At 72.4% G+C, this 11,599-nt stretch carries 8 protein-coding genes; 7 read left to right on the plus strand and 1 reads right to left on the minus strand.

Going from position 1 to position 11,599, the window contains the following annotated elements; genetic code table 11:
• Nucleotides 1-294: 294 nt before the first annotated feature.
• Nucleotides 295-2,454, plus strand: coding sequence for a RecQ family ATP-dependent DNA helicase (locus ACFYXA_RS00330; protein ID WP_389027003.1), 2,160 nt, complete (start codon nucleotides 295-297; stop codon nucleotides 2,452-2,454).
• Between the two features lie 97 nt (nucleotides 2,455-2,551).
• Here the strand turns inward: ACFYXA_RS00330 and ACFYXA_RS00335 are convergent, their stop codons facing one another.
• On the minus strand, nucleotides 2,552-3,214 hold the full coding sequence (locus ACFYXA_RS00335; RefSeq protein WP_389027005.1) for a MerR family transcriptional regulator: 663 nt from the start codon (nucleotides 3,212-3,214) through the stop codon (nucleotides 2,552-2,554).
• 87 nt (nucleotides 3,215-3,301) lie between these two features.
• Here ACFYXA_RS00335 and ACFYXA_RS00340 point away from each other — a divergent pair, with 87 nt between their 5' ends.
• From ACFYXA_RS00340 to ACFYXA_RS00365, 6 genes are all read left to right on the plus strand, one after another.
• Nucleotides 3,302-3,727, plus strand: coding sequence for a DUF3291 domain-containing protein (locus ACFYXA_RS00340; RefSeq protein ID WP_389027007.1), 426 nt, complete (start codon nucleotides 3,302-3,304; stop codon nucleotides 3,725-3,727).
• Between the two features lie 117 nt (nucleotides 3,728-3,844).
• Nucleotides 3,845-5,299 (plus strand): DUF4192 domain-containing protein, encoded by a 1,455-nt coding sequence (locus tag ACFYXA_RS00345; RefSeq protein WP_389027009.1) that lies wholly within the window; start codon nucleotides 3,845-3,847, stop codon nucleotides 5,297-5,299.
• 128 nt (nucleotides 5,300-5,427) lie between these two features.
• Nucleotides 5,428-6,186, plus strand: coding sequence for an NUDIX hydrolase (locus ACFYXA_RS00350; protein WP_351091997.1), 759 nt, complete (start codon nucleotides 5,428-5,430; stop codon nucleotides 6,184-6,186).
• Between the two features lie 50 nt (nucleotides 6,187-6,236).
• Nucleotides 6,237-8,531, plus strand: coding sequence for an ATP-binding cassette domain-containing protein (locus ACFYXA_RS00355; protein ID WP_389027012.1), 2,295 nt, complete (start codon nucleotides 6,237-6,239; stop codon nucleotides 8,529-8,531).
• Nucleotides 8,532-8,694: 163 nt separating this feature from the next.
• Nucleotides 8,695-9,582, plus strand: a complete 888-nt coding sequence (locus ACFYXA_RS00360) for a FadR/GntR family transcriptional regulator (RefSeq protein WP_351092000.1) — start codon at nucleotides 8,695-8,697, stop codon at nucleotides 9,580-9,582.
• A 442-nt stretch (nucleotides 9,583-10,024) separates the two neighbouring features.
• A complete protein-coding gene (locus ACFYXA_RS00365; RefSeq protein WP_352245861.1) occupies nucleotides 10,025-11,569 on the plus strand; it encodes an RNA polymerase sigma factor in 1,545 nt (514 codons plus the stop codon).
• Nucleotides 11,570-11,599 lie beyond the last annotated feature (30 nt).

The following is an 11,599-nucleotide window of genomic DNA, read 5'->3' on the forward strand; positions in this document are numbered from 1 at the left end:
ACGAACCGTGCGGGGAGCGGAACTCAATTCTTCCTGTCGAACTTGGATGCGGCAACGAGCAATTGGGGCCACCGACCGTTATGCGGCGGTGCGAGTCATATATCCCTACCCAATGAGATGCGCCGTGACGCGTGTGCCCGCCGTACACGCTCTGTTAACCCCCAGTGGGAGGTGAGTTTCCCCCGGTCCGGCCGCTGGAAGGTGGTGCGGGGGAGCCGTGAGAGCACCCGGCCGGTTGCGCACGGTAGTCGGGAGAAGTGGCCGATTGTCCGTGGCGTCGGGTTGCATGGGGGCATGGACGTTACGGAGCTGCGCGCCGAAGCCGATGCCATCCTCGCCGACCTCGTCGGCGCCTCCCCCGGGGAGGCGCGGTTGCGGGAGGACCAGTGGCAGGCGGTGGACGCACTGGTGCGGGAGCGGCGGCGCGCCCTGGTGGTGCAGCGCACCGGCTGGGGCAAGTCCGCGGTGTACTTCGTCGCCACAGCGCTGCTGCGCCGACGCGGTGGCGGACCGACCGTGATCGTCTCGCCGCTGCTGGCGCTGATGCGCAACCAGGTCGAGTCGGCGGCGCGGGCCGGCATCCGGGCGCGGACGATCAACTCGGCCAATCCGGAGGAGTGGGACGCCATCCACGAGGAGGTCGAGCGGGGCGAGACCGACGTGCTCCTGGTGAGTCCCGAGCGGCTGAACTCCGTGGACTTCCGCGATCACATGCTGCCCAAGCTCGCGGCGACGACCGGGCTGCTGGTCGTCGACGAGGCGCACTGCATCTCCGACTGGGGGCACGACTTCCGCCCGGACTACCGCCGGCTGCGCGCGATGCTCGCCGAGCTGGCCCCCGGGGTGCCGGTGCTGGCGACGACGGCGACGGCCAATGCGCGGGTCACGGCAGACGTGGCCGAGCAGTTGGGCACCGGCGCGGGCGAGGCCCTGGTGCTGCGCGGCCCGCTGGAGCGCGAGAGCCTGCGGCTCGGGGTGGTGCGCCTGCCGGACGCGGCGCACCGGCTGGCCTGGCTCGCCGAGCACCTGGACGAGCTGCCGGGCTCGGGAATCGTCTACGCGCTGACGGTGGCGGCGGCGGAGGAGGCCACCGCGTTCCTGCGGCAGCGCGGCTTCCGGGTGGCGTCGTACACGGGACGCACGGAGAACGCGGACCGGCTGCAGGCGGAGGCGGACCTGCTGGGGAACCGCGTGAAGGCGCTGGTGGCGACGTCGGCGCTCGGGATGGGCTTCGACAAGCCGGACCTGGGCTTCGTGGTGCACCTCGGCTCACCCTCCTCGCCGATCGCCTACTACCAGCAGGTGGGGCGTGCGGGGCGCGGTGTGGCCCACGCGGACGTGCTGCTGCTGCCCGGCAAGGAGGACGAGGCCATCTGGCGCTACTTCGCCGACACCGCCTTCCCGCCCGAGGCACAGGTCCGCCAGACCCTCTCGGCCCTCGCCGACGCGGGCCGGCCGCTGTCCGTGCCGGCCCTGGAGGCCCTGGTCGACCTGCGGCGCACCCGCCTGGAAACCATGCTCAAGGTCCTCGACGTGGACGGCGCGGTCACGAGGGTCAAGGGCGGATGGGTCTCCACCGGCGAGCCGTGGGTCTACGACACGGAGCGCTACGCCTGGGTCGCCGAACAGCGGGCGGCCGAGCGGCAGGCCATGCGGGACTACGTGAGCACGACCGGGTGCCGCATGGAGTTCCTGCGCCGGCAGTTGGACGACGAGGGCGCGGCCCCGTGCGGGCGGTGCGACACCTGCGCGGGTGCCTGGGCCGACGCCGCCGTGTCCGCCGACGCGCTCACGGGGGCGGTGAAGGAGCTGGACCGTCCGGGAGTGGAGGTCGAGCCGCGCCGGATGTGGCCCACGGGCATGCCCGCCCTGGGTGTCGACCTCAAGGGGCGCATCCCGGCGGGCGAGCAGTGTTCCACCGGGCGGGCCCTGGGCCGGCTCTCCGACATCGGCTGGGGCAACCGGCTGCGCCCGCTGCTGGCGGAGAACGCGCCGGACGGACCGGTCCCCGACGACGTCCTGCGGGCCGCGGTGGCGGTCCTCGCCGACTGGGCGCGCTCCCCGGGAGGATGGGCGTCGGGGGGCCCGGACGCCTCCGCCCGGCCGGTCGGCGTCGTCGCCGTGCCGTCGCTGTCCCGCCCGCAACTCGTCGGCTCCCTCGCCGAGGGCATCGCGAGGGTCGGCCGCCTGCCCTTCCTGGGCACCCTGAGCCACGTCGGACCGGACGGCGCGCACGCGGCGCGGCGCAGCAACTCCGCCCAGCGGCTGCGGGCGCTGACCGATGCCTTCGCCGTCTCCGAGGAACTGTCGCGTGCGCTGACCCTCGCCCCCGGACCAGTGTTGCTCGTCGACGACTGCACGGACTCGGGCTGGACCCTCGCCGTCGCCGCGCGCCTGCTGCGCCGGGCGGGCAGCGGACCGGTACTGCCGCTGGTCCTGGCCACCGCGGGCTGAGCGGCCGCTGGAGTGACCCTGGCGGTGTCGTGAGGGGCCTGAGCGTCGACGTCCGCGCGAGTGACATGGGAAGCCAACGGGTGTGGTTGAGTGCCTTTCACTCGCGCGGTTCGGGCTTGCCGTACCTGGTGTGGGACTCGGCTTCCTGGGCGAGCCGGCGCAGTGCGAGCAGCGCGGGTTCCAGGAGGAACGTCAGGAGCACCGCGCGCTCGGCCTTCTCGAGCGGGTCCGACGGCTCCTGCAACTGGTCCAGGTCGAGGACGGCGGTCTGTTCCGCGAGCCGTGCGTAGGGCAGGAGCGACTGCCAGTGGTAGTCCACGCCCAGGGAGCGCAGCGTCTCAAGTGTCTGGTCGATGACGTGCCGGGCCGGGTTGTGCTCGGTGACGTCCCAGCCCAATTCGGCCAGCAGCGAGCCGGCTTCGGAGCCGCCCGGGTCGGTGGAGTCCTCGTCGGCGCTCTTTTCGGCGCTCTCCTCGCCGGGTTTCCCGGTGGGCGACAGTCCGAAGACGAGGCCGAGCAGCGAGTGCATGTCGGTCGGGCTCCCGGCGACGGCGTCCAGCACATGGCGGGCCGCGCTGACGGACAGTCCCCGCACCCCGATCAGGGCGCGGATCAGCCGCAGTCTGCGCACATGGTGCTCGTCGTACTCCGCCTGCGTGGCGGCGGTCGCACGACCGGGCGGCAGCAGGCCCTCTCGCAGGTAGTACTTGATCGTCGCGGTGGGCACACCGCTGCGACGACTCAGCTCTGAGATGCGCACAGGTTTTCCGTTCCTTCCCCTGCCATTGGGAAGCGTCACTCTCTAATATGGATAGTGTCACTCACCAACTGTGGAGGCGAGACTACCGTGCCCACTCTTCCCTGGGTGAAGCCGAACCCGGCCCGGCCCCACACCACCGCCTTCGTGATGGCCTCTCGGTTCGAGGTGCGATCCCTGAAGGACGTGCCGCGCTTCTTCCTCAAGTCCCTGTCGGCGTGGGGCCAGGTCCGCAAGGCGCCCGGCGCCCTCGGGGCCTCGCTGGAGGCCCAGCTAGCCAAGGGTGTGTTCTTCACGCTGTCGGCATGGGAGGACCGCGACGCCCTGTATGCGTACGCGCGGGCGGAACCCCACAAGAGCATCATGGCCGGGCTGCGCTCCACGATGCGCGAGTCGACGTTCACCTTCTGGGAGACGCCGGTCGAGCGGCTGCCGATCGACTGGAAGGACGCCAAGCGACGCATCGACGACCAGGCCCGCGCCGACGCCGCCGACAGCGGGAGCACCGCCCGCTGAACGTCCGGCCGAAGGCCGTCGCGCACAGGGGCAGGTGCGGGACCGTTGTGACGTGGCCCTGACCGGAGTTATCCACAGGTCGAAGCGGAGGATCGCGATCCGCGAGATCGTCTGGGCATGACGAATCACAGCGAAACGACCGGAAGCCATGTCCCGTTCCACGGAGGCCCGATGGGCGACGGGGGCACCGTCGCACCCCACCACGTGACCCTGCGCACCCCGGCCGAACTCGCCGACGCCATCCCGTACCTGCTCGGCTACCGGCCCGAGGACAGCATCGTCCTGGTCGCCCTGCACGACCGGGGCGGGCGGGGCAGGTTCGGTGGCCGGGCCCGCCTGGGCATCCCACCCAACCCGGACGACTGGCGGGCCGCGGCACGCCAGTTGGCGCAGGGCCTCGTACGGGGCAGCGAACGCCGCGGAACCCGGCCCGCGCAGATGGTCGCCTACCTCTGTCAGGAGCCGGGCGACGGCGAGACGGGGCGCGAGATCATGGAGCGGCTGCGTCCGCTGGCCCAGCGGCTGCGCGAAGAGTGCGGGGACCTGGACGTCCCCGTGATCGAGGCACTGTGCATCTCCGACGGCCGCTTCTGGTCGTACTGCTGCAGCGGCAAGGGCTGCTGCCCGCCCGAGGGTGCCACGATGGGCCTCCCGGGCACGTCCGTGGTGGCCGCCGCGGCCACCTACGCCGGCATCCAGGTCCGGGGCACCCTGCGCGAGCTGCGGGCCCGGCTGCTCCCGCTGGAGACGGGCGCGGCGCTGGAACAGGAGGTCGCGCTCGACACCGCGAGCATGGCGCTGGTGCCCAGGATCGTCGAGGACGACAACCGCGCGATCGTGGCCGACGAGACGATCGAGCTGGCCGAGCTGATCATGAGCCGTCTGGCGGCGGCTCCTCCGGTGGCGGACGCCCTGGAAGCGGACCGGCGGGACGACCGGCTGCTCTCCGCCGACGAGGCGGCCGCGCTGATTCTGGGCCTCCAGGACCGCACCACCCGGGACCGTGCCGCGCAGTGGATGGAGGGCGACGAAGCGGCCCCCGCACTGCGTCTCTGGCGCGCCCTCGCCCGCCGCTGCGTCGGACCCTACGGCGAGCACGCGGCGGCGCCCCTCACCCTCGCGGGCTGGGTCGCCTGGTCCGCCGGCGACGAACTCGAAGCCCGGGAGGCCCTCGCCATGGCTCTCGGCGCCGACCCCGGCTACCTCTTCGCCCGGCTTCTGCACCAGGCCTGCAACGAGGGTCTCGACCCCGAGTCCGTACGAAGCTTCCTGCGCACCGAACGGCAGGAGCGCGCCGAGCGGACCGCACCGGAAGACGACGGCCCCGAGGGCGGGGAGGACCCGCAGAGCGGCCCCCGGCCCGACCGCCGACGCCGCCGACCCCGCCCCGCCTCCTCGGAGCGTGCGGCCGCGCAACGCCCGGCCTCGCAACGCCCGGCTTCGCAACGCCCGAGCACGGATCGCCCGGGTTCGGATCGCCCCGCCCCAGGGCGCCCCGCTGCACGTCCGCGCCCACGCCCCCTGGGCAAGGCCGCCCGGCGGCGCGACAACTGCCCGGAGGGCACGGGGTGAGCGCGCGAGCAGACCAGGGGACACACCCGCCCTGACGGCCGGAACCGCCCGCGTCGAGGAAGCGCCCGACGGACTGCAAATGGGGAGCGTGGCCTGTTTATCGTCAGGAAGACGACTATGATCGCCGCATGCCCTACGACCCGTCAGCGTTCCCGCCCTTCGCCGTCACCGTGGACCTGGTCGTACTGACCGTGCGCCGCCATGCCCTGTGCGCTCTGGCGGTCCGCAGGGGCGAGCCGCCGTTCCAGGGCCGGTGGGCTCTCCCCGGCGGCTTCGTACGGGCCGACGAGAACCTCTCCCAGGCCGCGGCACGCGAGCTGGTCGAGGAGACCGGGCTGCACGCGCACGATCCCTCCGCCCCCGCCCAGGATCACGGCGCCCACCTGGAACAGCTCGCCACCTACGGCGACCCCGACCGCGATCCCAGAATGCGCGTCGTCAGCGTCGCCCACCTCGCGCTCGCCCCCGACCTGCCGGCTCCCAGAGCCGGCGGCGACGCCAGCAACGCCCGCTGGGCGCCGGTCGAGGAACTGCTCCAGCAGGGCGGTCACGGCCGGGACGGCGAACCGGTCGCGCCGCTCGCCTTCGACCACGCCCGGATCCTCGCGGACGGAGTGGAACGCGCCCGCTCCAAGATCGAGTACTCCTCGCTCGCCACGGCGTTCTGTCCCCCCGAGTTCACCGTCGGGGAACTGCGCCGCGTCTACGAGGCGGTGTGGGGGGTGTCCCTGGACCCGCGCAACTTCCACCGCAAGGTGACCGGCACCCCGGGCTTCCTGGTGCCGACGGGCGGCACCACCACACGGCAGGGTGGCCGTCCCGCCCAACTCTTCCGCGCCGGCGGTGCGACCCTGCTCAATCCGCCGATGCTGCGGCCCGAGGTGTGAAACGGGAGTCGCACCGAAGAAAACGGACATAACGCGCTATCTTGCTACGGGTGATCCAGGCTTTCGGACTGACCAGCGAACCGCGCAAGGAGCTCCCGCCCGCCCTCGACGACGTGTCCTTCGAGGCGCGCTCGGGGCGCGTCACCGTTCTGCTCGGCACGCCGGGCGCGGGGAAGACCACGGCGCTGAGACTCATGCTCGAACTCCAACAGGGCTGTGGCATCACCTACTTCAGAGGCCGGCCTCTGCACCGCGTCGCTCACCCCGCACGCGAGGTCGGCGTCCTGCTGGGCGACGTGCCCGGGCATCCCGGCCGCACCGTCCGCGGTCATCTGCGCATGCTGTGCGCGGCCGCCGGCGTCCCTGCCCGGCGGGCCGACGAAGTCCTGGAAGCGGTCGGGCTGGTCAGCCTCCGGGAGGAACGACTCGGCACCCTCTCCCGGGGCATGGACCGTCGCCTCGGACTCGCCTGCGCGCTCCTCGCCGACCCGCACAGCCTCGTGCTCGACGAGCCCGCCGAGGGGCTCTCCGAGCGCGAAAGCCGTTGGCTGCACGGCATGCTGCGCGCCCACGCCGACCACGGCGGCACGGTCCTGTCGACCACGACCGACCCCAAGGAGGCCATCCGCATCGCCGACCGGGTCGTCACGCTGGACGAGGGCCGGCTCGTCGCCGACCAGGAGGTGGGCGACTTCGCCCGTACCCGGCTGCGTCCACGCGTCGCCGTACGCAGCCCCCACGCGGCCCGTCTCGCCGCCCTCCTGACCAAGGAGGCCCGCACCGGACACCGTTCCGTCGAGGTGGTCCAGGAGGACGGCAACCGGCTGTCGGTGTACGGCAGTACCTGCGCCGCCGTCGGCGACACTGCCTTCCGGCACGGCGTTCTCGTCCATCAACTCGCGGACGAAGTGGGCGACATGGGCCCAGGAGCCGGAGTGACCGACCCGGAGCTCGCCGAACTTCTGCCGGCCCCGCCCCGGCCGGCGACTCCGTCGACCGCCCACACCCGCCCCGCAGACGATTCGGCCGGCGCCGCGACCACAGCCGCCCAGTCCGCGGCCCGACCCGACGCCTCAGCCTCAGGCGTTTCGGCCGCCGACCCGGCCGACGTCTCAGTCGAAGGCGTCCCGGCCGACGCCCCGATCGCCGACACCGCCGTCACAGCAACCGCCGAAGCCCTCGCTCGCCCGTCGTCCGATGCCCCTTCCGCACGTGCCTCGGCCCCCGCCGAGACCACCGCCCCGGCCGACGAGAGCCCCGACGCCCGCGCTGACGCCCGTCCTGAGGCCGCCACGAGTGCCCCAGGCCGTTCCCTGGTCGCCGTGCCGGCCGCCGACGTCCCGGCGGCAACCCGACCGTCCGGCGCGTCGCCCGACGAACCGCCTGCCGCAACGCCCCCCAACGCTCCCGGCACCCCCATCGCGCCCGACACCGTCACCAGCACCACCGGCCGCTCACCCAACTCCGCTCACCGCCCCACCCACCCCCCGGCGCAGCACCCCCCGAGAAGGGCCGCCCGCCGCCACCCCGGCGGCCGCGGTGTCACCTTGCCGCCCCCCATCTCCGTGCGCCCCGCCCCCAGCCCCCTTCGCCCCCTCCGCTACGAACTCCGCCGGGCCGCCGGCGTCGGCACGGGGTTCGTCACCGGCGCCGTCGTGCTCGTCCTCTCCGCCGTCACCGCCGTGTTCCTGGCGCGCGCCGGTCACACCTCTCAGGCGCGTCTGCTGGCCGCCTGGCCCGTCGAACTGCCGCTGCCCCCCGCCGCGCTCGGCGCGGGACTGCTCGGGGCGCTCGCCTTCGGCGACGAGTTCCGCTACCCCGCGCTGGCCGCCGACCGCGGCACCGTCCCGCGCAGGCTGGGCATGCTCACCGCGAAGCTGGCCGTCGCCGCGTTCACCGCGCTGGCGCTGGCCTTCCTCACCGTGGGCTGCGACGCCGAGGTGCTCTACCTCCTCTACGGGCGGGAGCACGCGCAGGTTCCCGCGGACTGGGCCCAGTTGAGCGTGAGCTGGATCGGACTCGTGGTCGGCTGCGCCTGGGCCGGCGTCCTGGCGGCCGGCGTCTTCCGCTCCACCACGGCCGGGCTCGCCGCGGTGGCGGCCGTGCCGGTGGTCGTCGTACCCGTCGTACACAAGGTCGTCCACGGCGTGTCCGTGCGGACGGCGGCCGGGCTCTCGGTGCGGATGCGCGAGGTGTTCCTGCTCCAGTGGCCCTTCGGAGGCGAGCGCTACCTCGCCGCGGTGGTCCGCGTGATCGGTCAACCCTTCGGCGGCGCACTGGCGTTGTCGCTGACCTGCCTGCTCGGCGCCTACCTGCTCACGACCGTGCGGAGCCGCGCGCGATGACCGCGGACCGTGCGCACCCGATCCCGACATGTGCGCAACTTCCCCACAGAAAGCCCATTTCTTTCCGATAAGGCGTCAATTCCGACGGGGTGAGCGATCACCCTTTCGTGTGCTTTTCACCAAAGCCCTCAAGGCAGTTGGAGGCAGCGCCGACAAAGGATCCGTGAGTACCCTTGCGCACACCATGATGACCGCCGCCCGCTCCGCCGACTCCGGTCTGGCCGGCCCGGGCGAACTCGACCGCTACCCCTATGCCGAGCCGCCCGTCACCGAGCGCGTCGGAGCTCCCGTCTGGGAGGGCGCGGACCCCGAGCTGGGCCGTGTGGGCCGGCGTGCCGCGGGCAGCCGCGGCCGCGGGCTGCACGGCCAACTCGTCCAGCAGCTCGGCCAGATGATCGTCTCCGGTGACCTGGGCGCCGACCGCCCGCTCGTGCCGGAGGAGATCGGCCAGCGTTTCGAGGTGTCCCGCACCGTCGTCCGTGAGTCGCTCCGCGTCCTGGAGGCCAAGGGCCTGGTCAGCGCCCGGCCGAACGTCGGCACGCGCGTGCGTCCCGTGAGCGACTGGAACCTCCTCGACCCCGACATCATCGAATGGCGGGCCTTCGGTCCGCAGCGCGACGACCAGCGGCGCGAGCTGACCGAGCTGCGCTGGACGATCGAGCCGCTCGCCGCCCGCCTCGCCGCGGGGCACGGGCGCGAGGACGTCCAGCGGCGGCTGTCCGACATGGTCGAGATCATGGGGCACGCCATGGGTCAGGGCGACGCGCTCACCTACTCCCGTGCCGACGCCGAGTTCCACTCCCTGCTCATCCAGATCGCGGGCAACCGCATGCTGGAGCACCTTTCCGGGATCGTGTCGGCCGCCCTCCAGGTCTCCGGCGGACCGGTCACCGGCTGTGACCGGCCGAACGAGGCGTCCCTGTCGCACCACGGCAGAATCGTCGACGCCCTCGCCGCGGGCGACGGGACCGGCGCCGAGGTGGCCATGCGCCAGCTCCTCACCGTCCACCCCGAGGTCGAGCGAGTCGTGCCGGCGCCGCGCGAGCACTGACCGCACCCGCCCCGCGGGCGGTGTGGTCGGGGTCTGGTGTCCCGTCGTCTCCCGGCCCCTCTCCCCGGCCGGCGCCCCGCCCCGTCCGTCGGACCCCGCAGTGCCCGCCTCCGGGACCGCGGGGTCCGACGGCGCGAGGAGGCCGGTTGGGCGGCGGTCGCGTGGGTAGACGTCGCGGGTGACCTTATGTGCCCGTGTCTGACCGTTTTTGAGCGCTTACGCGGTGTGACTCGGGCCACGAAGATTAGGCGTAACGCTCATGGAAACAACGCGATGACCTAAGAGGTGACAGCCGCGGAGGGAATACGGACGCCGTACAAGGCGCTGTGCATCTTCCCGGCCCCCCGCCCGCACCGTCGGCCCGTCCCCGAGGCCGGTGGTCGGCTCCTGTCCGCAGTGGACGGGGCCGGAAGCCGTTTTCCAACGTTCCGAGAGGTTGTTCGTGTCGGCCAGCACATCCCGTACGCTCCCGCCGGAGATCGCCGAGTCCGTCTCTGTCATGGCGCTCATTGAGCGGGGAAAGGCTGAGGGGCAGATCGCCGGCGACGATGTGCGTCGGGCCTTCGAAGCTGACCAGATTCCGGCCACTCAGTGGAAGAACGTACTGCGCAGCCTCAACCAGATCCTCGAGGAAGAGGGTGTGACGCTGATGGTCAGTGCCGCGGAGCCCAAGCGCACCCGAAAGAGCGTCGCAGCGAAGAGTCCGGCCAAGCGCACCGCCACCAAGACGGTCGCGGCGAAGACGGTGACCACCAGGAAGGCCACCGCCGGAGCCCCGGCCGCCCCGGCCGCGCCCGCTGTGGACGACCCCGCCGAGGAAGCCGCCCCCGCGAGGAAGGCGGCCGCCAAGAAGACCACCGCCAAGAAGACGGTCGCGAAGAAGGCCGCCCCCGCCAAGAAGACGGCGGCCAAGAAGACCGCCGCCAAGAAGGACGACGTCGAGCTCATCGAGGAAGAGGTCCTCGAGGAAGCCGCCCCCAAGGCCGGCGACGAGCCCGAGGGCACCGAGAACGCCGGCTTCGTCCTCTCCGACGAGGACGAGGACGACGCGCCCGCGCAGCAGGTCGCCGCGGCCGGCGCCACCGCCGACCCGGTCAAGGACTACCTCAAGCAGATCGGCAAGGTCCCGCTGCTCAACGCCGAGCAGGAGGTCGAGCTCGCCAAGCGCATCGAGGCCGGCCTGTTCGCCGAGGACAAGCTCGCCAACGCCGACAAGCTCGCTCCCAAGCTCAAGCGCGAGCTGGAGATCATCGCCGAGGACGGCCGCCGCGCCAAGAACCACCTCCTGGAGGCCAACCTCCGTCTGGTGGTCTCCCTGGCCAAGCGCTACACCGGTCGCGGCATGCTCTTCCTGGACCTCATCCAGGAGGGCAACCTCGGTCTGATCCGCGCGGTCGAGAAGTTCGACTACACCAAGGGCTACAAGTTCTCCACGTACGCCACGTGGTGGATCCGTCAGGCGATCACCCGAGCCATGGCCGACCAGGCCCGCACCATCCGCATCCCGGTGCACATGGTCGAGGTCATCAACAAGCTCGCGCGCGTGCAGCGCCAGATGCTCCAGGACCTGGGCCGCGAGCCCACCCCGGAGGAGCTGGCCAAGGAACTCGACATGACCCCGGAGAAGGTCATCGAGGTCCAGAAGTACGGCCGTGAGCCCATCTCGCTCCACACCCCGCTGGGTGAGGACGGCGACAGCGAGTTCGGCGACCTCATCGAGGACTCCGAGGCCGTCGTCCCGGCCGACGCGGTCAGCTTCACGCTCCTCCAGGAGCAGCTGCACTCCGTCCTCGACACCCTCTCCGAGCGCGAGGCCGGCGTCGTCTCCATGCGCTTCGGTCTCACCGACGGTCAGCCGAAGACCCTCGACGAGATCGGCAAGGTGTACGGCGTCACGCGCGAGCGCATCCGCCAGATCGAGTCCAAGACCATGTCGAAGCTGCGCCACCCGTCGCGCTCGCAGGTGCTGCGCGACTACCTCGACTAAACGGCGACCGACGCCGCCCGGCCGGCGTCG

The sequence above is a fragment of the Streptomyces sp. NPDC002566 genome (genome assembly GCF_042889585.1).
Lineage (GTDB): Bacteria > Actinomycetota > Actinomycetes > Streptomycetales > Streptomycetaceae > Streptomyces.